The organism is Halopelagius inordinatus (assembly GCF_900113245.1).
GTDB lineage: Archaea > Halobacteriota > Halobacteria > Halobacteriales > Haloferacaceae > Halopelagius > Halopelagius inordinatus.
In genome coordinates this window covers 134,419-155,166 of the sequence record NZ_FOOQ01000001.1, presented here as the reverse complement: position 1 = coordinate 155,166, position 20,748 = coordinate 134,419, and the positions used below count along the sequence as shown (strand labels likewise).

At 67.2% G+C, this 20,748-nt stretch carries 27 protein-coding genes; 14 read left to right on the top strand and 13 right to left on the bottom strand.

Annotated elements, in window-relative coordinates:
- The first annotated feature begins 113 nt into the window (after positions 1-113).
- Positions 114-431: a helix-turn-helix domain-containing protein gene (locus BM167_RS00860; RefSeq protein WP_092887394.1), complete on the top strand. Its 318-nt coding sequence runs from the start codon at positions 114-116 to the stop codon at positions 429-431.
- On the opposite strand, the gene BM167_RS00855 is transcribed toward BM167_RS00860, so the two are convergent.
- Positions 428-1,735: an amidohydrolase gene (locus BM167_RS00855; RefSeq protein WP_092887392.1), complete on the bottom strand. Its 1,308-nt coding sequence runs from the start codon at positions 1,733-1,735 to the stop codon at positions 428-430. The two genes, BM167_RS00860 and BM167_RS00855, sit on opposite strands and share 4 nt — an antisense overlap.
- Positions 1,736-1,888: 153 nt before the next feature.
- On the opposite strand from BM167_RS00855, the gene BM167_RS00850 reads away from it, so the two are divergent.
- The gene (locus BM167_RS00850; protein ID WP_092887389.1) at positions 1,889-2,224 is read left to right on the top strand and encodes a DUF7471 family protein; all 336 of its coding nucleotides are present in this window, start codon (positions 1,889-1,891) and stop codon (positions 2,222-2,224) included.
- Positions 2,221-2,733 (top strand): winged helix-turn-helix transcriptional regulator, encoded by a 513-nt coding sequence (locus BM167_RS00845; protein ID WP_092887386.1) that lies wholly within the window; start codon positions 2,221-2,223, stop codon positions 2,731-2,733. The genes BM167_RS00850 and BM167_RS00845 overlap by 4 nt, the downstream gene beginning before the upstream one ends.
- A gap of 28 nt (positions 2,734-2,761) precedes the next feature.
- Here BM167_RS00845 and BM167_RS00840 read toward each other — a convergent pair whose 3' ends face one another.
- Positions 2,762-3,256: a metal-dependent hydrolase gene (locus BM167_RS00840; RefSeq protein WP_092887383.1), complete on the bottom strand. Its 495-nt coding sequence runs from the start codon at positions 3,254-3,256 to the stop codon at positions 2,762-2,764.
- Positions 3,257-3,352: 96 nt separating this feature from the next.
- Here BM167_RS00840 and hisG point away from each other — a divergent pair, with 96 nt between their 5' ends.
- Positions 3,353-4,198, top strand: a complete 846-nt coding sequence (hisG, locus tag BM167_RS00835; RefSeq protein ID WP_092887380.1) for an ATP phosphoribosyltransferase — start codon at positions 3,353-3,355, stop codon at positions 4,196-4,198.
- A 9-nt stretch (positions 4,199-4,207) separates the two neighbouring features.
- On the opposite strand, the gene BM167_RS00830 is transcribed toward hisG, so the two are convergent.
- The 4 genes from BM167_RS00830 to BM167_RS00815 form a co-directional block, all read right to left on the bottom strand.
- On the bottom strand, positions 4,208-5,275 hold the full coding sequence (locus tag BM167_RS00830; RefSeq protein WP_092887377.1) for a CPBP family intramembrane glutamic endopeptidase: 1,068 nt from the start codon (positions 5,273-5,275) through the stop codon (positions 4,208-4,210).
- 57 nt (positions 5,276-5,332) lie between these two features.
- Positions 5,333-5,719, bottom strand: a complete 387-nt coding sequence (locus tag BM167_RS00825) for a DUF7473 family protein (RefSeq protein ID WP_092891003.1) — start codon at positions 5,717-5,719, stop codon at positions 5,333-5,335.
- 75 nt (positions 5,720-5,794) lie between these two features.
- The gene (locus BM167_RS00820) at positions 5,795-6,358 is read right to left on the bottom strand and encodes a TATA-box-binding protein (protein ID WP_092887374.1); all 564 of its coding nucleotides are present in this window, start codon (positions 6,356-6,358) and stop codon (positions 5,795-5,797) included.
- 62 nt (positions 6,359-6,420) lie between these two features.
- On the bottom strand, positions 6,421-6,774 hold the full coding sequence (locus BM167_RS00815) for a DUF5658 family protein (RefSeq protein WP_092891001.1): 354 nt from the start codon (positions 6,772-6,774) through the stop codon (positions 6,421-6,423).
- Positions 6,775-6,903: 129 nt separating this feature from the next.
- Between BM167_RS00815 and BM167_RS00810 the strand changes: the two genes are divergently transcribed.
- Entirely contained in the window at positions 6,904-7,893 is a 990-nt protein-coding gene (locus tag BM167_RS00810) for a methyltransferase domain-containing protein (RefSeq protein ID WP_092887371.1), read from the top strand.
- Positions 7,894-7,997: 104 nt separating this feature from the next.
- Here BM167_RS00810 and BM167_RS00805 read toward each other — a convergent pair whose 3' ends face one another.
- Genes BM167_RS00805 through BM167_RS00795 form a run of 3 tightly spaced genes read right to left on the bottom strand, consistent with a single transcriptional unit; the run spans position 7,998 to position 10,229 of the window.
- The gene (locus BM167_RS00805; RefSeq protein WP_092887368.1) at positions 7,998-8,603 is read right to left on the bottom strand and encodes a protein sorting system archaetidylserine decarboxylase; all 606 of its coding nucleotides are present in this window, start codon (positions 8,601-8,603) and stop codon (positions 7,998-8,000) included.
- Positions 8,604-9,647 (bottom strand): AAA family ATPase, encoded by a 1,044-nt coding sequence (locus BM167_RS00800; RefSeq protein ID WP_092887365.1) that lies wholly within the window; start codon positions 9,645-9,647, stop codon positions 8,604-8,606.
- Between the two features lie 33 nt (positions 9,648-9,680).
- Positions 9,681-10,229 (bottom strand): SHOCT domain-containing protein, encoded by a 549-nt coding sequence (locus BM167_RS00795; protein ID WP_143095454.1) that lies wholly within the window; start codon positions 10,227-10,229, stop codon positions 9,681-9,683.
- Between the two features lie 117 nt (positions 10,230-10,346).
- On the opposite strand from BM167_RS00795, the gene rnz reads away from it, so the two are divergent.
- Complete coding sequence (rnz, locus tag BM167_RS00790) at positions 10,347-11,291, top strand: ribonuclease Z (protein ID WP_177213304.1); 945 nt, start codon at positions 10,347-10,349, stop codon at positions 11,289-11,291.
- 170 nt (positions 11,292-11,461) lie between these two features.
- Positions 11,462-11,716 (top strand): DdfA family disk-determining factor, encoded by a 255-nt coding sequence (locus BM167_RS00785; protein ID WP_092887359.1) that lies wholly within the window; start codon positions 11,462-11,464, stop codon positions 11,714-11,716.
- Between the two features lie 302 nt (positions 11,717-12,018).
- Here the strand turns inward: BM167_RS00785 and BM167_RS00780 are convergent, their stop codons facing one another.
- Positions 12,019-12,390, bottom strand: coding sequence for a DUF8108 domain-containing protein (locus BM167_RS00780; RefSeq protein ID WP_092887356.1), 372 nt, complete (start codon positions 12,388-12,390; stop codon positions 12,019-12,021).
- Between the two features lie 2 nt (positions 12,391-12,392).
- Complete coding sequence (locus tag BM167_RS00775) at positions 12,393-13,388, bottom strand: prohibitin family protein (protein WP_092887354.1); 996 nt, start codon at positions 13,386-13,388, stop codon at positions 12,393-12,395.
- Positions 13,389-13,521: 133 nt separating this feature from the next.
- Between BM167_RS00775 and BM167_RS00770 the strand changes: the two genes are divergently transcribed.
- On the top strand, positions 13,522-15,501 hold the full coding sequence (locus BM167_RS00770) for a DUF460 domain-containing protein (RefSeq protein WP_092887352.1): 1,980 nt from the start codon (positions 13,522-13,524) through the stop codon (positions 15,499-15,501).
- A 76-nt stretch (positions 15,502-15,577) separates the two neighbouring features.
- Positions 15,578-16,021, top strand: a complete 444-nt coding sequence (locus tag BM167_RS00765; protein WP_092887350.1) for a hypothetical protein — start codon at positions 15,578-15,580, stop codon at positions 16,019-16,021.
- Positions 16,022-16,032: 11 nt separating this feature from the next.
- Here BM167_RS00765 and BM167_RS00760 read toward each other — a convergent pair whose 3' ends face one another.
- On the bottom strand, positions 16,033-16,332 hold the full coding sequence (locus tag BM167_RS00760; RefSeq protein ID WP_092887348.1) for a PLDc N-terminal domain-containing protein: 300 nt from the start codon (positions 16,330-16,332) through the stop codon (positions 16,033-16,035).
- A gap of 88 nt (positions 16,333-16,420) precedes the next feature.
- On the opposite strand from BM167_RS00760, the gene BM167_RS00755 reads away from it, so the two are divergent.
- Together BM167_RS00755 and BM167_RS00750 are read left to right on the top strand one after the other, a co-directional pair.
- Positions 16,421-17,416 (top strand): tyrosine--tRNA ligase, encoded by a 996-nt coding sequence (locus tag BM167_RS00755; RefSeq protein ID WP_092887346.1) that lies wholly within the window; start codon positions 16,421-16,423, stop codon positions 17,414-17,416.
- Positions 17,417-17,485: 69 nt separating this feature from the next.
- Complete coding sequence (locus tag BM167_RS00750) at positions 17,486-18,307, top strand: alpha/beta hydrolase (RefSeq protein WP_092890997.1); 822 nt, start codon at positions 17,486-17,488, stop codon at positions 18,305-18,307.
- 6 nt (positions 18,308-18,313) lie between these two features.
- Here the strand turns inward: BM167_RS00750 and BM167_RS00745 are convergent, their stop codons facing one another.
- Complete coding sequence (locus tag BM167_RS00745) at positions 18,314-18,493, bottom strand: DUF7470 family protein (protein ID WP_092887343.1); 180 nt, start codon at positions 18,491-18,493, stop codon at positions 18,314-18,316.
- Positions 18,494-18,655: 162 nt separating this feature from the next.
- Here BM167_RS00745 and eif1A point away from each other — a divergent pair, with 162 nt between their 5' ends.
- From eif1A to BM167_RS00730, 3 genes are all read left to right on the top strand, one after another.
- On the top strand, positions 18,656-18,952 hold the full coding sequence (gene eif1A / locus BM167_RS00740; RefSeq protein WP_092887340.1) for a translation initiation factor eIF-1A: 297 nt from the start codon (positions 18,656-18,658) through the stop codon (positions 18,950-18,952).
- 71 nt (positions 18,953-19,023) lie between these two features.
- On the top strand, positions 19,024-19,968 hold the full coding sequence (gene rio1 / locus BM167_RS00735) for a serine/threonine-protein kinase Rio1 (RefSeq protein ID WP_092887337.1): 945 nt from the start codon (positions 19,024-19,026) through the stop codon (positions 19,966-19,968).
- Positions 19,969-20,083: 115 nt separating this feature from the next.
- Entirely contained in the window at positions 20,084-20,626 is a 543-nt protein-coding gene (locus BM167_RS00730) for a KH domain-containing protein (RefSeq protein ID WP_092887334.1), read from the top strand.
- The last annotated feature ends 122 nt before the right edge of the window (positions 20,627-20,748 follow it).

Below are 20,748 nucleotides of genomic sequence, written 5' to 3'. Positions count from 1 at the left end.
GGGGAAAATCCTACCGAAGACGGAGACGAGACGGGGTCCGCGAGTGCGGACGGCCGCCGGTCGTCCGCGGGAGATAGATTCAAATCCCGACTCCGCGGAGATACAGGGAAGCGATGCTGGTCACCCGCACCGAGGCTGATATCGACGCGTCCGACGCCGAACTGCTCACCCTCATGGGTTCGGACGCCGCGAACGCGATACTTCGGACGGTCACGGAGCCGATGACGGTCAAGGAGATACACCAGTTCGCCGAGATTCCGCTCTCGACCGCGTACCGCGAGGTGAACCGCCTCGCGGACGCGAACCTCCTCGACGAACGGGTTCGGCTCGACCCCAATCGGGGAAAACACGTCGCGCAGTACGTCCGCACGTTCGACACCATCGAAATCAAGATGACCGACGACGGCGTCGTCGTGCAGTTGCTCTCTTAGCTCTCGGCGCGTTCGACCAGATGCTCGGCGCGTTCGCGCGCCTCGGCGACGACGCGTTCCTCGTCGAGCGTCAGAATCTCTCGGTCCCGCATGAGGACCCGCCCGTCACAGACCGTGTGGCGAACGTCCGACCCGCGGACGGCGTACGCGAGGTGACTCACGTAGTCGTGCGTCGGCGCGAGGTGCGGCGCGTCGAACTCCACGACCGCGAGGTCGGCCAACGCCCCGGTTTCGATTCGACCGGCGTCGATGCCGATGGCTGTTGCGCTTCCGGCGGTGGCCGCCTCCACCGCCGCCGCCGCGGGAACCGCCGCGGCGTCGTCCGCGCCGAGTTTCCCTATCATCGCGGCGTCGCGGAGTTCGTCGAACATGTCGAGGTCGTTGTTCGACGCCGCGCCGTCGGTTCCGATGCCGACGGTGACGCCCGCGTCGAGCATCTTCTGGACCGGCGCGATGCCCGAGGCGAGTTTCGTGTTCGACGCCGGGCAGTGGACGACCGCCGCGCCGCGTTCGGCCAAGAGCGAAATCTCCTCGTCGTCGGTGTGGACGCCGTGCGCGAGGAAGTTCGCCTCGTCGAGCAGTCCCACGTCGTCGGCGTACGAGAGGGGGCGTTCGCCGCGTTCCTCGACTATCGGCTCCACCTCCTCGGTCGTCTCGTTGGCGTGGATGTGGACCGGAATCCCCTCCTGTCGCGCCGTTTCGACGCCCTCGCGGAGGAACTCCTCGCCGACGGTGGTGAGCGAGTGCGGCATGAACGCCGTCGAGACGCGCCCGTCGGCCGCGCCGTCGAACTCGCGGGCGACGCGGAGACTCTCTTCGACGTCCGCGGCGGCGTCTTCGTCGTCTTTGGCGACGGTGACGACGCCGTGACCGACGCGGGCGCGGACGCCCGCCGCCTCGACTGCGGCGACGACTTCGTCCACGTCGAAGTACATGTCCGCGAAGGCCGTCGTCCCCGAGCGAATCATCTCCACGACGCCGAGTTCCGTCCCGGCGCGCACGTCCTCGGGTTCGAGGGCGGCCTCGGCGGGCCAGATATCCTCGCGAAGCCACGGGCCGAGCGGTTTGTCGTCGGCGTATCCGCGGAGGAGCGTCATCGCGGCGTGCGTGTGGGCGTTGACGAGTCCGGGCATCACCAGACAGCCCTCGGCGTCGAGCGTCTCGTCTGCGTCGTACTCGTCGGCCGCGTCGGGGCCGACGGCTTCGATTCTTCCCGTCTCTCGGTCCGCGACGACGTCCGCCCGTTCGACGGTCATGTCGGGGCCGAGTACCCGCCCGCCCGCGACCAACAGCGTGTTCGTCATGTGCGACCGTTTCCGCGCTCTGGCGTATCACTCCATCGGACGCGGCCCAGCGAGGCGAGACCGAAGAGTACGGGGTTCGAGCCGCCGACTAGTGCGTTTCCCGAACCGCGAGAATCGTCGGGCTTCTTAGGGCCGGGTGCCAACAATCTACTCATGTTGTCACCAGCACACGCGGGTGCCCACGGCGGGTTCGACGGACCGCTCGCGGCGGTGTTGTTACTCGCCGGAGTCGGGTCGCTCGTCGTGGCGGGCCTCGCGGTGGGCGCACTCGTCCGCAGACGGTCGCGCTCGTTCCTCCTCGTGGCGCTCGCGCTGGTGACGCTGGCGGCGCGGACGGCAGTCGCCGGAGCGACGATGGCCGGGATGGTGGATACGTCGGCGCACCACCTGTTGGAACACGGCCTCGACGTCGTCATGGCCGGACTCGTCATCGCGGCCGTCTACTACGCGCGACGGACCGAGCGCGCCGCAAAAGGAGAAAAGAGATGAACGAGACACGCACACGAATCACGGAGCACATCGGCTCTCACCCGGGCATCCACTTCAACGAGCTCGTCCGCTCGCTGGACCTCGCCCCGGGACAGGCACAGCACCACATCCGCCGCCTCGTCGGCGACGGCACGGTACACAGGTCGGAGTACTACGGCAGAACCCACTACTACCCGCCGGAGTTCGACGAGTGGGAACGCGCGACGCTGGCGCTGTTTCGCCGCGAGACGGCCCGCGACGTCCTCGGGGTCCTCCTCCGGGAGGAAACCGCCCGACCGGACGCGGTGGCCGAGGAACTCGAAATCGCCCGGAGCACCTTGGAGTGGCATCTCGACCACCTCGTCGAACAGGATATCGTCCGCAAGGAGAGAGATATCCGAAACCGCGTGACTCTCGTCCTCGAACATCCCGACGAGACGGCCGAACTCCTCGCGCGCGTGTCGCCGTCGCTCCCGGAACGGTTCGTGGACCGCTTCGCCCGCCTCGTCGATTCGCTGTTAGAGGGGTGACCCGCCGCATCGGCGTCGCCGTCGCCGGTCAGCCGAACCGCTCGAAGACGCCGGTCGCGGCGTCCGACGACGACCGGTCGAGGCTCGTTTCTACCCACAGATACCGCGACCCGACCAGGAGCACGGCCACCGAGACGACGGACGCGACCATGTTCAAAAGCAGCCACCCCGCCGAGACGCCGTACCGGACGGCGGTCACGGGCGCGACGAGGAGGACGCCGCCGGTGACGAAGTCCAAGGTGACGTGCGAGAGGAATCCGACCGCCGCGGCCCGCCACGGGCCGAAGTACGAGAGAGCGAGGACGACGACGACGCCGACGAAAAGCGAGTGCGTCATCCCCCGGTGAGTCCAGACGGCCCCGTGGACGACCCCCAAATCGACGAGAGTGGGGAAGATGTAAGAGTCGATGTCGGGGAACGCGGCGGCGAGGGCCGCGACGAGATACGCTTCCGGGCGTTCCGAGCGGAAAATCGATAACACGAGAGCCAGCGCGACGAGGACGTGAACCCCATCTGCGACCATGGGCGTGCGAAAGAGTGCCACGGACAAAACCCTAGCGGCGGCTCGTCCGTCCCGAGCGAGCGAAAGGCACACGTCGGCGGGCGATAACTCCGAGGTATGCGCATCGCCGTGCCCAACAAGGGCCGTCTCCACGACCCGACCGTCGAACTCCTCGAACGCGCCGGACTCCACATCGAGGACGGGACCGACCGGAAACTGTACGCTGATACGGTCGACCCCGAGGTGACGGTGCTTTTCGCCCGCGCCGCGGATATCCCCGAGTACGTCCGCGACGGGGCGGCGGAAGTCGGAATTACCGGACTCGACCAGGTTCGAGAGTCGGGCCACGACCTGACCGAACTGGTCGACTTGGAGTTCGGCTCCTGTCGCCTCGTCCTCGCGGCCCCCGAAGACGGCGACATCGAGACGGTGACGGACGTGGCGGGCAAGACGGTGGCGACGGAGTTCCCACACATCGCGCGGGAGTACTTCGCCGAGAAGGGCGTCGACGCCGACGTGGTCGAAGTGTCGGGCGCGACTGAACTGACGCCGCACGTCGAGATGGCCGACGCCATCATCGACATCACCTCGACGGGGACGACGCTCCGAGTGAACCGCCTCGCCATCGTGGACGACGTTCTCGACTCGTCGGTTCGACTGTTCGCCCGCCCGGACGCGGCCGACGACCCGAAAGTGACGCAGTTGGCGACGGCGTTCGAGTCCGTCCGCGCCGCGGAGGACAAGCGGTATCTGATGATGAACGCGCCGGAGGACAGACTCGACGACGTGCGCGAGGTCATCCCGGGCCTCGGCGGGCCGACGGTGATGGACATCGCGGGAAGCGACGACGTGGCGGTTCACGTCGTCGTCGACGAACGCGACGTGTTCGAGGTGGTCAACGACCTGAAGGCCATCGGCGCGTCCGACATCCTCGTCACCGAGATAGAGCGGTTGGTCGAGTAGCGAACCGGCTCACCGGCGGTCCTCGTCCGGCGCGTCCGTGACCGGTGCGTCCGCGGGCCGTCTCTCACCGGTCGCGTCCTCCGCGCTCTCATCCTGCTCTGCACTCTCCGCCGTCTCCGCGCTCGTTGCCTCCTCGCGCCACCTGAGGTCCGGTCTGAGAAGCGCCGACGAGACGCCCGCAGAGCCGTACCGAACGCGGACGTAGGAGACGACGAGGGCCGTCCCGAGGAGAACCGCTCCGACGCCGAGAGCGCCCGCTTCCGGGCCGAACGCGCCGCCGGTGACGGCGTCCGGACCGGTCTCGGTCGTGGCGACGACGCTTGTGTCGATGCCGAGACCGCTGACCGAGAAGCCGTAGACGCCTCCCTGAAACAGGTTCCACGTGATGTGGAGGCCGACGGGGATGGCGAGTTCGCCGGTGAGGACGTAGCCCGACGCGAGGAACACGCCCGCGAGCGAGATGCCGAGCGTACTGAGAAGCGTCGCGTTCGGGTTGCTGAGGTGGGCGACGCCGAACACGAGAGAGGAGACGACGACGGCGACGGCGACGGCGGCCCGGTCCGAGAGGTACGCTTCGAGTCCCTCGGCGACGTTCGTGAGCAGATAGCCCCGAGCGACCAGTTCCTCGGCGAATCCGACGACGACGAACTGGAGGGTGAGGACGGCCATGCCGACGGCGAAACTGCCGACCGTCGGCCCCGTCGCGAACGTGCCGTCGACGCGAACCCACCCGGCGAGAAGCGCGACCAGGAAGATTGCGGTCATCAGTCCGGCCCCGAGGAGGAGGCCGAACGCGAGGTCTATCCACCAGTCACCGTCGAAACCGAGCCCCAAATCCGCGACCGTCCGCCGGTCGAGCAGTCGCGCCGCCGCGAGGACCGCCAGACCGGGCATCGCCGACCCGCCCGCCGCGAGGACGACGAGGGCGGGAAGCGAGGGGTTCACCGGCGCAACGGCGTTGAAGGCGACGCTGAACAGAACGAGAGACGCGAGGACGAGAACGACCGCGAGCAGTAATCGAACCGGGGCCCGAGGCCGCCGTTCGCGGGCGTTCCAGACGACAGAGCGGATGCGCATGCGGGGAGATGTGTCGCTGGGAGGTTGAAGCCTGTGACCGCCGGTCTGCGGGGGCGTCTACGCGGGGGCCGAAGAGAGGAGGGTGAGACCGGCGAAAAGCACCGCCCCGAGGATGACCGTGACGACGAAGTGAAGCAGCGTCACGTAGGCGGTGAGGCCGTTCGACCGTCCGTAGAGCAGTTTCACCGTCGCCGCGACGACGGCGAGAGCGAGGGCCACGCCGGCGAACGAGTTCAGTTCGTAGGTGGTGAAGACGACGGCGATGGCCGCGGGAATCGGGCCGACGACGAGCGATTTGCGAACCGATGCGTCGTCGCCGAGGACGTTTCTGGCGGCGATGAACGCGGTGAGAGAGAGAAACAGCGCCAACGATGCGAGCGTTCCGGCGACGGCGACTGCGCTTGCTGCGGACCCGGACTGCAGGACCACGGCGCGGTGAGACATGTGTGCGACGACGGACGCCGGGAACTTAGGCACGTACACTTCGATGCGACGCCGGTCGAACGACAGGTTCGCGATTCAGCCGTCTAACAGACCGAGTTCGCCCAGTCGCGAGACGATTTCGTCGACCGCCTCTTCGGCGTCCGAGGGGTGCTTGCCGCCCGTGATGACGAGTTTGCCCGACCCGAAAAGCAGTGCGACGACGCTCGGTTCGTCGAGTCTGTACACCAGACCGGGGAACTGCTCGGGTTCGTACTCGATGTTCTCCAACCCGAGACCGATGGCGATGGCGTTGAGGTTCAGATTCCGGCCCAAGTCCGCGGAGGTGACGATGTTTTGGACCGTGATGTCCGGTTCCTCGTCGACCGGTATCTGGAGGTCACGGAGTTTGTCGAAGACGAGGTGGAGACTCTCGTGCACGTCGTCCGTCGATTTCGCGCCCGTACAGACGATTTTGCCGGAGCGAAAGATGAGCGCGGCGGATTTCGGGTTCTGCGTGCGGTACACCAAGCCCGGGAACTGTTCCGGGTCGTAATCCGCACCTTCGAGGTCCATCGCGACGCTCTGCAGGTCGAGTTCCTGACCGATTCCGGTCGAGGCTACGACGTTCTCGATATTGATCGTGTCCTTGGGGTCGGTCATGTGACAACTTAAACGACGTATTTAACCTTTAAAAAGGTTGGTGCGGAGCCTGACAGATCAGGTCACCGCCGAAGCACGCGGATATTCTGTACCGTGACGACGATACCGACGACTGCGACGGCGCCGGGGATGGCGGTGCGAATCGGCCGCACGCCGACGAACAGGTAGCCCGCGAAGAAGAGACAGAACGCGGCGGCTTTCACGAGGGCGAAGGAGACAAGCGGTGAGAGTCGGCCCGCGAACAGTCGTCTGAGAATCGGATTCCGCTCTCTGGCCCCGGGACGCGACGCCGCCGCGACGGTCGTCGCGTAGTCGCCGACGCCGTAGAACACGACGGCGAGAGCCCAGAGAGCCAGTTCGAGCGGAGACGGCGCGGGAAGAGAAGAGAGCGCGGCGTGGAGGGCGGAAGACGGCATCGTCCGGGTACACTCCGTCGGACGCCTTCGGTGTTCTCCCTCGCCTCGACGTGCGGGCGAGTCGGGCGTCGCGCCTCCCGAGTCGTACCGCATCGACACTCTCATGGCCGCCGCCGGACAGGTCAGACCGTGTACTGCCTCGAACTCGCAGGCGACGCCGACGACGAGGCGTTCGCCGCACTCGAAGCGCGCCGCGCCGCCGCGGACGCCGTCTCCGTCGTCGCGCCGGGCGTCGCCACCGCCCGCGGCGTTCGGACCGAACGCGTTCGCCACCTCGCGTACACCCACCGCGTCGCCGAACTCGTCGGTCGGACGGACGCGAGCGTCGAGAGCGCCGTCGCCCTGTTGGAGGCGGCGTCGATAGACCGCGAGGGGTCGGTGGCCGTCCGAGGCCGAAACGTCCGTTCGACGGCCGACGCGAGCACCAGCGAGGCCGAACGCGCCCTCGGTGGCGTTCTCGTAGACCGGGGGTTCTCGGTGGACTTAGACGACCCGGACCACGAACTCCGGGCCGTCTTCTCCGGCGAGGACTGCTTTCTCGGGTGGGAGGTGGCCGCGAGCGTCCGCGACTTCGGCCAGAGGCGACCCACCGACCGGCCGTTCTTCCAACCGGGGAGCATGGCCCCCCTCGACGCCCGCGCGTACGTCAACGTCGCCGCGGGCCGGGCGCTTCCGGACGCGACGGTTCTGGACCCGATGTGCGGCACCGGCGGCATCCTCGTCGAGGCGGGCCTCGTCGGTGCGCGCGCCCTCGGAAGCGACGCGCAGTGGAAGATGGCCCGCGGGGCGCGGGAGAACCTCTCTGCGCTCCTTCCGACCGACGACTGGGACGTCGTCCGCGGCGACGCCACGGACCTGCCGTTCCGCGACGACGCGGCGGACGCCGTCGTCTTCGACGCGCCGTACGGTCGGCAGTCGAAGATTGCGCGCCACGAACTCTCTGACCTCGTGGGGGGCGCGCTCTCGGAAGTCGCTCGGGTCGCACCCTCGGCGGTCCTCGTGGCGGACCGGTCGTGGGAGGAGGCCGCAGAAGACGCCGGCTTGCGCGTCGAAGAGCGGTTCGAACGGCGGGTTCACGGCTCTCTGGTCCGCCACGTTCACGTGCTCTCTCGGGAGTGAGACGCGGCTACGGCGACCCGATGCGTTCGTGCCGCCGAGAGAGGTAGTACGAGAGCGAAGGCACCGAAACGACGAGAGCGGGCGCAAGCACCGCCCCGAGGAGGTTACTCCTCGCGCCGCGCGACGACGGACTCGCCGGCCCGGACGGTGTCGCCAACCTCGACCAACACGTCCTCGCGGTCGTAGACGGGCGGCAAGAGGACGTCGGCGCGACTCCCGAAGTCGATGTGCCCGATTCGCTGGGCGCGCGTCAGGTCGTCTCCCTCCTCGACGTACGGGTGGATTCTGCGGGCGAACGCGCCGGCGATGAGCGACAGTTCCGCCGGGCCGTCCTCGGTGGTCACGTCCACGTCTACGCGTTCGTTTCGCTCCGACTCCTTCGAGAACGCCGGGCGGTGGGCACCCGGTCTGTGCGTCACGCGTTCGACGGTGCCGTCGAACGGCGCGCGGTTGACGTGCACGTCGGTGACGTTCATGAACACGCCGAGCCGAATCTGCTCGCCCTCCTCGCGGACGACGGAGACGCGGCCGTCGGCGGGGGAGACGACGCCCCACGTCGATGGCTGGCGCTCAGGGTCGCGGAAGAACCAGAGGGTGAACGCGCCGGCGGCGAGGGCGACGACGGCGGCGGGCGGTGCGACGAACGAGAGGAGGGCGGCGGCGACGAACGCCGGGAGGCCGAACCGCCGGACGCCGGGTGCAAAGCGCATCTACGCCGGCGACCCCTCGTCGAGTTCGGTCTGTCCGGCGGCCCACGCAGAGAGGAGATGCGAGAGGTGGAGGCGGGCGTCGAGTCCCTCCGCCAGGTCCAAATCGACGCTCCCGGCGAGGCGGTGCAGTCGGATCAGGTTCCCGTCTCCGAACTCCTCGGGATACGTGTCGGCGACGCGGAGGAGATCAGAAAGGAGTTCCTGTCCGCCGTACCCCTCGTCGTCTATGAGCGTCGTGAGCGTCTTTCTGGCGTCTCGAATCTCGCCCTCTCGGGCCGTCTCTAAGACGTCCTTCAGGTCGTCGTCGTGGCCGGCGGACGAGAGCGCCTCCTGTGCTGACGCCGTCGTTATCTCGCCGTCGCCCTCGATTGCGGCGTCCTGTGCGGCGAGAATCGCGTACCGGAGGTTGCCGTTGGCCTTCGAGGCGACGATGTCGAGAGCCATCTCCTCGTAGGAGACGCCCTCGGCGTCGGCGATATCGCGGACGACGGCTTTCGTCTCCTCGTTCGTCGGCGCGCGGACGGGGACGGGGAAACACCGCGAGCGAATCGGCGGGATGAGTTTCGTCGGTTGCCGCGTCGTGATGACGAACTGCGTCGTCCGGTGGTGCTTTTCCATCACGCGGCGAAGCGCCTGCTGGAAGTCCTCGCGGATGGCCTCGGCGTTGTCTAAGAGAATCGTCTTGTAGTCGCCGGAGACGGGTGCGTAGCCAGCGGACTCTTTCAGCACGCGGTTTATCATGTCGCGTTTCGCCATCCGGCTCCGACCGGTGAGAAACTGCTCGAACCGGGGGTCTTCGCGAATCTGTTTCTTCGTGCGGCCGAAGAAGTCGGCCACGTTTATCTCCACTAAGTCGTTGTCCGGGTCGTCGTGGGCCTCGCGGGCCACCGCCCGCACCGCGGCGGTCTTTCCGACGCCCGGGGGCCCCTGCAGTACGAGGTTCATCGGTTCGTCGACCGTTCGGCCCAATCGCTCGCGAACCTCCGCCTGCGGGAGGTCGGACAGCGACGGGGCGTGCGTCTCCGTCCACAGGGGCGCGTCCATCGGTCGGTGGTAGCGGTCGGACGGTAAGAAACCCTACGACTCAGACTCCGTCTCCGCCTCGGCCTCTCGCCGAGCGCGTTCCTCTCGGACGCGTCGAACGCGTTCGCGGGCGTCCTCCGGCGTCTCCGTCTCCAACAGCAGTTCGAGTTTCCGCTCGAACTGCTCCTCTGAGAGTTCGCCGCGGGCGTACCGGTCGCGGATTCTGGCGAGGGCGTCGTCGAACTCGCCGCCGTCGGAGCGGTCGGTCTCTTCGCGTCGGGATTCTGACTCGGGCGGCACCGCGGACGCGCGAGACTCGCGGTATCGCTGTTCGAGGATGGCCACCAACGGGACGACGACGGCGAAGCCGATGGCGAAGATGGCCCAGAACGGACCGACGGGAACGAGACCGAAAAGCGACGCGAGACCGAGGCCGAGAACGAGGAGGGAGGCGATACCGGCCCACTCGCCGTCGTCCTCGTCCCAGTCGTCCCACCAGTCGTCGCCGTCCCACCACGCTTCGCCGTCGTCGTCGGATTGCGTCCGACGGCCCGCCGAGGCTCCCTCGGCGCCGTCGCGGGACCTCTCGTGCCGGTCGTTCATGTCGGAGAGGTAGGACGGCTGACGGAATAAATGCCCCCTCCCCGGTCGAGGCCGGAACGGCCGCATCGCCGATTCGACACGGTTTACCGCCACCGTATCTGAACACCGAGCATGTCGATGCGCGTGACGTTTCTCGGGACCGGTGGCGCCGTGCCGACGACGGAACGGGGACCGAGTGCCCTCCTCGTCAACCGCGAGGGGGAGCGACTGCTGTTCGACTGCGGCGAGGGGACCCAACGGCAGATGATGCGCTACGGAACCGGGTTCACCGTCTCTCACCTCTTCGTCACGCATCTCCACGGCGACCACATTCTCGGGATTCCCGGGCTGATACAGACGTGGGACTTCAACGACCGCGAGGACCCGATCGCCATCCACGCGCCGCCGGGCGCGAAGCGACACCTCCGGAGTCTCGTGAACGCGGGCGGGTACCAACCGGGCTACCCGGTGAACATCCACGAGGTCCGACCGGGGAGCGTCGCACTCTCGGGCGACGGGTACGAGGTTCGGACGTTCGAGACCGAACACCGCAACGTCCGCTCTATGGGGTACGCCCTCGTCGAAGACGACAGACCCGGTCGGTTCGATCGCGAACGGGCCGAGGAACTCGGCGTCCCCGTCGGCCCCGCGTTCGGCCGCCTCCACTCCGGGGAGTCGGTCGAACTGGACGACGGAACCGTCGTCGACCCCGAACAGGTCGTCGGCGACCCGCGCCCCGGGCGCGCGGTCGTCTACACCGGCGACACCCGACCCGTCGACGAAACCGTCGCGGCGGTGGACCGACCCGACCTCCTCGTCCACGACGCCACGTTCGGCGACGAGTGGGCAGACCGGGCGCGTTCGACCGGTCACTCGACCGGGCGGGAGGCCGCCGAGATAGCGGCACGGGCGGGCGCGCGGCGACTCGCTCTCACCCACATCTCCTCGCGGTACGCGGGGGACCCCGGACCGATTCTGAACGAGGCCCGCGAGGCGTTCGGCGGCGGGGAGGTGTTCGTCCCGGACGACGGACAGAAGATCGAACTGCCGTTCCCCGACGAGAGAGACGGCCGCGGAGAGTAACAGAGGGCGAACTCGTCCGACATCGCCCGACTGCTAGTCGGCCGCGAGGGGTATAAGAGTCGGATTCCGACCGCGAGCGCACATACTAGATGGATAGTCTCGGTGCGCCGGGACACTCTCATGATAGAAGTCGATAGTATGGGGGCAGCGTACATCTCGTGTCGTAGAGGATGGAGTCCAACGAATCACCGCACAACAGATACGAGGTGGGAGACGAAGAAGCGACCGTGGCCGTGGTCACGGCCGTCGCGCAGGAAGAGGGTCGGGACCCTCTCGACCTGCCGCCGCTGTACGGTACGATAGACCCCGACGTTCTCGAAGCAGTCGCTCGTTCGGAGGTGGGAGACGAGTACTGGGTCGCGTTCTCGTACTGCGGCTACCGAGTCGAGGTGAAAAGTACGGGCACCGTCACCGTCACGCCGTGAGGCGCCCGATGACCCGGTGACCTGCCGACCGGGGGATTTCCGACCGACCTTTGCGGCCCGTGTTCGCCACCTACCTCTGCCCGCCGTGGGGGCGGCGGGTACTCCGTGGCGAACAGTACCGTACGCCGCGTGATATTTTGAACGACGCCGTCGCATCCGCTCACACGAGCGACGGCAATTAGGTCCACCTCGCGGACGCGTTCGCGGACCGTCGGTTCGCCGGGAACCGACTAGCGGCCGTCGAGGGCGGCGCGTCGTCACCGTCCCGACGGTGACTCTCCTGTAGCATCCGAGAGCGACCGTCAACCCCGCGAAAGCGAGCGGAGACAGTCCTCGCAGTAGGCGTTCTCGCCGTCGTCGAAGAGGACAAGGGGGACGCCGAGGACGACGCCCTCCCGCACGTACCGGCGGCGAGTCGTCGCCGCGTCTCCGCACTCGACGCACGACGGCGAGGCACCGCTCTCTGCCCCGTCCGCCGCGGATTCGACGACGCGAGTGCGGACGCCGACGGCGGTTCGCGGGTACGCCGCCGGTTTCGAGAGCACCCACGCGAGTGCCGCGAGGACGGCGACGGAGACGGCCGGGAGAACCACCCGACCGACCGGCGTCCGGACGAGTGCGCCGACCACGACGAGGAGGCTCACGACGACGGCGAGTTCGCGCGCGAGTCGCACGGTCAGGCGTTCGCGGAGGGCGTCGCCGTCGCGTTCGAGCGTTCGTCGGCGTCCGGAGACGTGTCGGCGGTGACCGTCACGTTCGGGCTCGACTGACTGCTCGGCGCGCCCGCGGCGTCGAGCGATTGGACGAACTGCGGATAGCCGCCGTCGCCGACGGGGATGTAGACGGTGTCCGTCTCGTCGAGTTTGTCGATGTACTTCTGGGCGAGAACCCGTTGGTCGAGCGATTGCGAGATGATGCGGTTCGAGTCGGCTTCGCCCCGCGCCTCGATTCGCTTTCGGTCCGCTTCGAGTTTTTCGACGGCCAACTCGTCTTGTTTCTGCTGACGTCGTTGCTCGGTTATCTCCTTTTGTTCGACGGCTTGGGCGTACTCGTCGGGAAGTTCGACGTTGCGGACCTGCACCGCTTCGAGGATGAGTCCCGCGTTGCCGAACTCGTCGGCAAGCGCGTCCTCTGCGGCCGTCTTCAGTTGGGTCTGTCCCTCGCCGGTGTAGATGACCGTGACCGGGAGCCGACCGGCTTCGGTCCGGAGCGCGGAGCGAATCGACGGGCGGATGAGACGCTCTTCTGCGGTTCCGAGCGTCCGGTACTCGCGGTGGAACGTGACGGCGTTCGCGGCGTCGACGCGGTACCGAACGGTCACGTCGATGTCCGCACGCAGACCGTCTTCTGTCAGCACCGTGATGGCGTCGTCTCTCGACTTGACGCTTCCTTCGCCCTGTGTCGAGGACATCGTGTACGACTGGGGCCGGACCGAAATCGGGACCGTGGACTGTGCGACGGGGTTGATGAAGTGCGCGCCGGGTTCGAACACCTCACCGGTCGTCGCACCCCACTTTTTCACTACCTTGACGTTCCCCTCTTGGACCGGCTCCCACGCGAGGAGGCCCGTGATGGGGGCGGCGACGAGGAGGAGGGCGAGACCAGCGACGAGGACCATCCGCGTCAACGACGCGGCGGACGTAGAGGGTGGAGGGATGTCCATACGAAACATCTTGAAGTTATTTCCGCTCGATATGTATGTTGCGAATCACGTCCGGGAGCGAGAATCCCCGGATGCACCGCGTGGCGGACGGGGCGCCGGTCACCGGCGTGGGGTATATATTCGTCTCGGACCAACCTAGCGTGTGAACGACCGGACGAGCGCGCTCGATTCCCTCGTCTTCGGCGTGGACATCCAGAGCGGCGACGTACGCGGCGATTCGCCGTCGTACGCCGTCGTCGCCTTCGACGGAGAGAACATCGACCGCGACGTAGTCTCCCACCGGAAACTGAGACGCCTCATCGAACGCGAGCGACCGGCTCTCGTCGCCACAGACAACATGTACGAGTTGGCGGCGGACAAAGACGACCTGGTGCGGTTTCTCCGGTCGCTTCCCTCCGAGACGCGACTGGTGCAGGTGACCGGCGCGGAGCGACCGGAACCGCTCTCGCGAGTCGCGTCCCGTCACGGCGTCCCCTACGGCAAGAAGCCGATGAAAGAGGCGGAGGCGGCCGCCCGCCTCGCCGCCGCGAACGTCGGCGTGGAGGTGTCGGCCTTCACGAACACGACGACGGTGAAAGTCTCTCGCGGCCGTTCGACCGGGAAGGGCGGGTGGAGTCAGGACCGCTACACCCGCCGCATCCACGGGTCGGTAAAGCGGCGCGCTCGCGAGGTCGAGAGTCGGCTGAAGAAGGCCGGGTTAGAGTACGAGATGGACGTGACCGAGAAGTACGGAGGGTACTCGAACGCGACGTTTCTGGTCGAGGCGCGACCCGCGGACATCCCCGTCTCCGCCGGGCGCGCCGGCGACACGCGCGTGGAGATAGAGCGCGAACGCCTCGACGGCATCGAGTTCGAACCCCTCGTCAAGCGCCGCGACCACGTCATCGTCGGAATCGACCCCGGGACGACCACCGCGGCGGCGGTCGTCGACTTAGACGGTCACGTCCTCGACGTGCGTTCGACGCGGACGGCCGACACCGCGGAGATAATCGAGTGGCTCATCGAACGCGGGCGGCCCGTCATCGTCGCCGCCGACGTGACGCCGATGCCGGAGACCGTAGAGAAGTTCCGGCGGAGTTTCGACGCCGCCGCGTGGGTGCCGAACTCCGACCTCCCGGTGGACGAGAAACTCCACCGCGCCCGCGACGAGGAGTACGAGAACGACCACCAGAGAGACGCGTTGGCGGCCGCGCTGTTCGCCTTCGACGACCACGAAGACCAGTTCGAACGCATCACTCGGAAGGTGCCGCCGGACGTCGAACGGGGAACGGTCATCGCCCGCGTCGTCGCCGGTGAGGAGTCCGTCGAGGCGGTCCTCCGCGACTTGGACGACGACGCGCCGGACGAAGACGACGAGTCGACGCAGGAACAGCGAGAACTCACCGACGACGAAAAGGAGATACGCCGGTTGGAACGGCGCGTCGAACGCCTCGAATCGCACGTCGACGACCTCAAAGAGACCATAGAGGAGAAAGACGACACCATCGAGGAGTACAAAGACGAACTGTCGGACGCGAAGCGAAAAGAGCGCCGCGAGGCCAGAGAGCGTCGTGAGGTCCAACGGCTCGAACGCGAGAACGGGCGTCTCGAACGGAAGGTGGAGTCGCTCGAATCGGAAAACGAGACGCTCGACCGGAAACTGGAGCGGTTGAAGACGCTGTGGAAACTCGACCACTCGAACTTCGCGGACGTGAACACCGAGAAAGACCTCGTGCCGGTGAAAGTCGTCGAGCAGTTCACCACGGACGCCGTCGAACGCGCGGACGACCGGTACGGACTCGCTTCCGGCGACGTGGTGTTCCTCCGCGACGCCTCCGGGGCGGGCCGGGCGACGGCCGAGCGACTGGCCGAGACGGACCCGCGCGTCGTCCTCCGCGGTAGCGGCGGCCTCTCGGCGGAGGCCGACGAGGTGTTGTTCGACCACGAGATAGCCGTCGGCCCCGCCGAGGACGTGCGGATGCAGGAGGTGGACGAACTCGCCGTCGCGCGGGAGGCGGACGTCGCGGCGGTCGTAGACGACTGGGAAGACCGCGCGGAGGAACGCCGCAAAGAGAAGAAAGAGCGGATGATGGACCAGATAATCAGCGAACACCGCGCGGATACGAGGAGCGAGAGTCGGTGAGGGTCGGACGGGTCGTTCGGACGACGGTCGAACGCGGACGGTAACTTTATCGACGGTTCGGTGACGAGAGAGGGCGATGGCACTCTCCGCTCTCGTCGGAGCTCTCCTCTCGTCCGTCCTCCTCGCCGCGTTCGGCGCGGCTATCGGCCTGTTCGGCGGCGTCCTGACGCTCCCGTTTCTCGCGTCCGCCCGCGTTCGCGCGGCGTTCGAGGCGGGGCCGACGCCCGAGTGGGTTCCGAACTACGTCCTCGTCGTCGCCGCCGCGGGAACGCTCGAAACGCTCGCGTACGAAGCGCTCGTCGACGTCCAGTTCAGCCTCGAACCGGGGAAGACGGGGGTCACGAGCGTCCACGAACTGAGCGCCGCCGTCGTCGGCGGGTCGGTTGCGCTGTTCGGGGCCATGTTCCTCTTTGCGCGGGCGAGAGAGGTCCGCGGCGAAGTCGGTGTCGTGGGGTCGGTCCTGTGCGCTCTCGGGGCCGCGTGGTTCGCGGCGGTGACGGTTCTTTTCGTCCTCTACTGAGACGCGGAGTCTCACCCGGCCGGTTCGCCGAGTCGTCGCTGACCGACGAGGAAGTAGACGGCCGCGCCGACGACGGGGAGGAGAAACGAGAGCGCGGTCCACGCCAGAACCGAGTTGCTGCCGCGGGCGCGGGAGTCGAAGTAGACGTGACCGGGAACCGCGACGTGGAAGACCAGAAAGTACACCGCAAAGCCGAGGAAGTACGCGAGGAGTTCGACGTCGCCGACGACGGCCCACATCGCCGCGAGGGGGACGAACGCGGCGGCGACCAAGCCGACGAGGATGAGTATCGGCGAGCGAGTGGTTGCCATCGGAGGGAGTTACGACCGGCACGGTATCAGTCTTTGTCGGTGCGGGCGGTTCCAGAAGTCATATCCCGAACCGCGGACACCCACAGGTATGGACGACTACGACCTGATCACCCGGAACGCGGCCGAGGTGGTCACGGAGGACGAGGTACGCGCGCTAGCCGAGGACCCGGACGGCAAGCGAGCGTACGTCGGGTACGAACCCTCGGGGGTCCTCCACATCGGCCACATGCTGACGGCCAACAAACTCATCGACCTGCAGGAGGCTGGCTTCGAGATAGTCATCCTCTTGGCGGACGTCCACGCCTACCTCAACGACAAAGGGACGTTCGAGGAGATTCGCGAGACGGCGGACCGCATGCGCGAACAGTTCGTCGCCTACGGCCTCGACGAAGACGACACGGAGTTCGTCCTCGGCTCGGACTACCAACTCGACGAGGAGTACGTCCTCGACACCCACGCCCTCGAACTCGAAACGACGCTCTCGCGGGCCGAGCGCGCGATGTCCGAGATTCAGCGCGGGTCGAACCCGAAGGTGTCGCAGGCGGTCTACCCCCTGATGCAGGCGCTCGACATCGAGTACCTCGATTTGGACCTCGCGGTCGGCGGACTCGACCAGCGAAAGGTCCACATGCTGGCCCGCGAGGTGCTTCCGACCCTCGATTACGAGGTTCGGCCGGCGGTCCACACGCCGATTCTCGCGGACCTCACCTCGGGCGTCGGCAAGATGTCCTCCTCCGACGGCGTCACCATCTCGATGGAGGACACCGAAGCGGACCTGCGCGAGAAGGTGAACAAGGCGTTCTGCCCGCCGACGGCGGACCCCGAACCCGACGCGGAGGGCAACGAACGCGAGAACCCCGTGCTGCAGATATTCAAGTACCACGTGTTCCCGCGGTTCGAGAGCGTCGTCGTCGAACGCCCCGAGGAGTACGGGGGCGACCTGGAGTACGACGACTACGACTCTCTCGCCGACGACGTAGACTCCGGCGAACTCCACCCCGCCGACGCGAAGGGCGCACTCGCGGACTACCTCGACGAACTCGTCGCGCCGGGCCGCGAGAAGATAGCCGAGCAGCGCTCCTGACCGGCGTTTTCGGCTCTCGAATATCGCTCCGGTCGAAACGCTGAGGTGACCGGCGGGACGCCCTCCGATGTGACCGCCGACACCTCTCTGACCGTCGAACGCGACCACGTCGTGACCGACCGCCCGGAGCGAACGCTGTACGCGGACACCTACCGCCGCGAGGGCGCGGAGAACCGACCTGTCGTCGTCTTTCTCTACGGCGGCGCGTGGGAGTCCGGCGCGCGCGGACAGTTCGCCCGATGGGCGATGGACGCCGCCGGAGGAACTCCGGCGAGCAGTCGGACGGAATCCGACGACGCGGCGGCGGAGGGATTCACGGCCGTCGAACTCTCCTACCGCCTCAGCGACGAGGCGACGTTTCCGGCGCAGATACGCGACGTGCGCGCCGGACTGGCGTGGGTGAGAGAGGAGGCCGAGTCGTTCGGCGGCGACCCGGACCGAATCGCCGTCGTCGGCCACTCCGCGGGCGCGCATCTCGGCCTCCTCGCGTCTCTCGCACCGGAGGGGAAGTTCGGAACCGCGAGTCCGTCCGTCGACGCCGCCGTCGGAATCAGCGGTCCGTACGTCTACGACACCGAGAGCGAGAGCGGAGACGACGTGGTCGAACGGTTCCTCGGCGGGACGCCCTCCGAGGTGCCGGACCGCTACGAGGCGGCCCAACCGATAACGCACGTCTCCGGCGACGCGCCGCCGACTGCTCTCCTGCACGGCGAGGACGACGAGGTGGTTCCGACGGCGTCCGCTCGGGCACTCGCCGAAGCGATGGAGGCGGCGGGAGATACGGTCGAACTGCGGACGTATCCCGGCGCGGACCACGTGTTCCTGCACTCGTCGTACTGGTACTCCGAAGTCAGAGAGGACGTGTTCGACTTTCTCCGGCGGTCGCTCTGAGTCGAGTCAGGCCATCCCGAGCATCCCCATCACAGACTGCGCGAGGCCGCCCGCGACGAGGACGAGTCCGACGACGACGAGGGCCAGGCCCGCGGCGACGACGGGTGCAGTCCACGCGACGAGTGCGAATCCGGCGACCACGAAAACGAGACCAGCGATACCCTTCGCACCGAGTTTGTCGAGCATGTCACCCGGTGGCGGCGTCGGTCACCTAAGGGTGCCGTTTATCCGACGACGCCGAGACCGGCTGACGCAACCGCGTCACACCGCCGGTAACGGTCGTGAGCGGTGAGAATCCGACCGAACGGAACCGCGGGTTTAAACAACAAGACAACCAATCGCCCACGTATGGCGAAGAACGACAACGAAAATCAGGGGCGTCGCGACCTGCGGATGCCCGAGGAGGACGAGGTTTTCGCCGTCGTGACGAACATGCTCGGCGCGAACCGAGTCGAAGTGCGATGTGCCGACGGCGTCGAACGGACCGCGCGCATCCCGGGTCGAATGCAGAAGCGAATCTGGATTCGCGAGGACGACGTGGTCCTCGTCGAACCGTGGGACTGGCAGGACGAGAAAGGCGACATCACCTGGCGATACGAGAAGTCCGAGGCGGACCAACTCCGCGACGAAGGACACATCCGGTAACCGTTTTCGAGAGGACGCGCACGTCCGACACCTGTGACGCTTTTACCGCGCCGCCACGTAGTGAGTCGTAGATGAGCGAGGAGTTCGGCCTAATCGCCTCAGACGCCGTCGACGTGCCCGGCGACGAGTGGGAAGAGATAGACGTCTCCGACACGGAGGCGGACCGCATCGCCCGCAGTCGGGACCGCGAGTTCAGCGACTTCCGAAAGCGTCTGAAAGACGCAGACCAGTTCAAGGTCGAACAGTCGGTGTTCGACGACGCCACGTTCGCGGCCATCTACAAACTGGTCCAAGACGGCCACATAGAGGCGTTCGGCGGGCCCATCTCGACGGGCAAGGAAGCCAACGTCTACGAGGCCCTCGGCGACGAGGACACGGACGTCGCGGCGAAGATATACCGCATCAACGCCTCGAACTTCCGCCAGATGCGCGAGTATCTCGAAGGCGACCCGAGGTTCGAGGGCATCGGTCACGACAAAAAGCAGGTCGTCCTCGCGTGGACCCAAAAGGAGTTCGCCAACCTCCGGCGGGCGCGGCAGGCGGGCGTCCGCGTCCCAGAGCCAATCGCCGTCGAACGGAACGTCCTCGTGATGGAACTCGTCGGACTGGTCGAAGACCGGGCGCGGCGACTCGCGGAGGTGAACGTCGAGAACCCCCAGACCGCCTACGAAGTCGTCCGCGAGTACATGCGGCGACTCTACGCCGCGGGCTTGGTTCACGGCGACCTCTCGGAGTACAATATGATAATCCACGAGGGGGAACTCGTCGTCATAGACCTCGGACAGGCGGTGACCGTCCACCACCCGAACGCCGACGAGTTCCTCCGCCGAGACTGCACCAACGTGGCGAAGTTCTTCTCGCGACAGGGGTTAGAGACGGACCCCGCCGACCTCTACGAGTTCGTGACCGCGGCGACGCCCGACCCGTCCGGCGACCCCGACGACCCCGCGGTGACCGACGCCAAAATCGAGGACGACGCCGACGCCGAATCCGAGACCGAAACCCGAGACGACTGACTCGGGTTCGGAGGCGGCCGAGTCTGCCCCTCGGCGGCCGCCGGGCCGTGAGACGCGGACACGGACCGCGACGGCCGAACAAACGCTTAAACCGCTCCACCGGGTAGCGAGAGGCATGCAACACGTGAAGGTCCCGCAGGACCGAATCGGCGTCCTCATCGGCGAAGGCGGCGAGACGATGCGCGAGATAGAAAGCAGAGCCGAGGTTCGCCTCGACATCGACTCCGAGTCGGGGTCCGTCGCGATAGAGTCGGTCGGCGACCCGGTCAGCGGACTGGTCGCGCCGGACATCGTCCGCGCGGTCGGGCGCGGATTCACTCCCGAATCCGCGCTGTCGCTTCTGGACCACGAGATGCGAACGTTCGAACTCGTGGACCTCTCCGATCACACTCGAAACAAAAACGACCTCCAGCGACAGAAAGGCCGACTCATCGGCGAGAACGGCCGCACTCGTCAACTGATGGAGGAACTCACCGGCGCGGAAGTCGTCATCAAAGGATCGACGCTCGGCGTCATCGGCCAACCCGAAGAGGTGCAGGCGGTCCGTCGCGCGGTGGGGATGATACTCGACGGCGCGCCCCACGGCGCGGTGTACTCCTTCCTCGAACGGAAGCACAACGAACTCACCGACGGGTTCGACGTTCGACAGTCCGGATAGCCGCGACCGACGCCGCGCATCGCCCACCTTCGCGACGCGTCTTCTCTCGACTGCGACCGGTGAGTCGCGACACCGGAGAACCGCCCGCTTGCCCGACCACCGTCCCTCCCAGCGGCACCGAT

Bases quoted from the DNA above. Each gene is read 5' to 3' on its own strand.
- BM167_RS00795 (WP_143095454.1), bottom strand. From the start codon at position 10,229: ATGAACGACCGGCACGAGAGGTCCCGCGACGGCGCCGAGGGAGCCTCG.
- BM167_RS00845 (WP_092887386.1), top strand. From the start codon at position 2,221: ATGAACGAGACACGCACACGAATCACGGAGCACATCGGCTCTCACCCG.
- BM167_RS00760 (WP_092887348.1), bottom strand. From the start codon at position 16,332: ATGGCAACCACTCGCTCGCCGATACTCATCCTCGTCGGCTTGGTCGCC.
- BM167_RS00860 (WP_092887394.1), top strand. From the start codon at position 114: ATGCTGGTCACCCGCACCGAGGCTGATATCGACGCGTCCGACGCCGAA.
- BM167_RS00800 (WP_092887365.1), bottom strand. From the start codon at position 9,647: ATGGACGCGCCCCTGTGGACGGAGACGCACGCCCCGTCGCTGTCCGAC.
- BM167_RS00805 (WP_092887368.1), bottom strand. From the start codon at position 8,603: ATGCGCTTTGCACCCGGCGTCCGGCGGTTCGGCCTCCCGGCGTTCGTC.
- BM167_RS00825 (WP_092891003.1), bottom strand. From the start codon at position 5,719: ATGTCTCACCGCGCCGTGGTCCTGCAGTCCGGGTCCGCAGCAAGCGCA.
- rio1 (WP_092887337.1), top strand. From the start codon at position 19,024: ATGAGCGAGGAGTTCGGCCTAATCGCCTCAGACGCCGTCGACGTGCCC.
- BM167_RS00815 (WP_092891001.1), bottom strand. From the start codon at position 6,774: ATGCCGTCTTCCGCCCTCCACGCCGCGCTCTCTTCTCTTCCCGCGCCG.
- BM167_RS00730 (WP_092887334.1), top strand. From the start codon at position 20,084: ATGCAACACGTGAAGGTCCCGCAGGACCGAATCGGCGTCCTCATCGGC.
- BM167_RS00850 (WP_092887389.1), top strand. From the start codon at position 1,889: ATGTTGTCACCAGCACACGCGGGTGCCCACGGCGGGTTCGACGGACCG.
- BM167_RS00830 (WP_092887377.1), bottom strand. From the start codon at position 5,275: ATGCGCATCCGCTCTGTCGTCTGGAACGCCCGCGAACGGCGGCCTCGG.
- BM167_RS00765 (WP_092887350.1), top strand. From the start codon at position 15,578: ATGGCACTCTCCGCTCTCGTCGGAGCTCTCCTCTCGTCCGTCCTCCTC.
- BM167_RS00785 (WP_092887359.1), top strand. From the start codon at position 11,462: ATGGAGTCCAACGAATCACCGCACAACAGATACGAGGTGGGAGACGAA.
- BM167_RS00755 (WP_092887346.1), top strand. From the start codon at position 16,421: ATGGACGACTACGACCTGATCACCCGGAACGCGGCCGAGGTGGTCACG.
- eif1A (WP_092887340.1), top strand. From the start codon at position 18,656: ATGGCGAAGAACGACAACGAAAATCAGGGGCGTCGCGACCTGCGGATG.
- BM167_RS00820 (WP_092887374.1), bottom strand. From the start codon at position 6,358: ATGACCGACCCCAAGGACACGATCAATATCGAGAACGTCGTAGCCTCG.
- hisG (WP_092887380.1), top strand. From the start codon at position 3,353: ATGCGCATCGCCGTGCCCAACAAGGGCCGTCTCCACGACCCGACCGTC.
- BM167_RS00775 (WP_092887354.1), bottom strand. From the start codon at position 13,388: ATGTTTCGTATGGACATCCCTCCACCCTCTACGTCCGCCGCGTCGTTG.
- rnz (WP_177213304.1), top strand. From the start codon at position 10,347: ATGCGCGTGACGTTTCTCGGGACCGGTGGCGCCGTGCCGACGACGGAA.
- BM167_RS00840 (WP_092887383.1), bottom strand. From the start codon at position 3,256: ATGGTCGCAGATGGGGTTCACGTCCTCGTCGCGCTGGCTCTCGTGTTA.
- BM167_RS00745 (WP_092887343.1), bottom strand. From the start codon at position 18,493: ATGCTCGACAAACTCGGTGCGAAGGGTATCGCTGGTCTCGTTTTCGTG.
- BM167_RS00855 (WP_092887392.1), bottom strand. From the start codon at position 1,735: ATGACGAACACGCTGTTGGTCGCGGGCGGGCGGGTACTCGGCCCCGAC.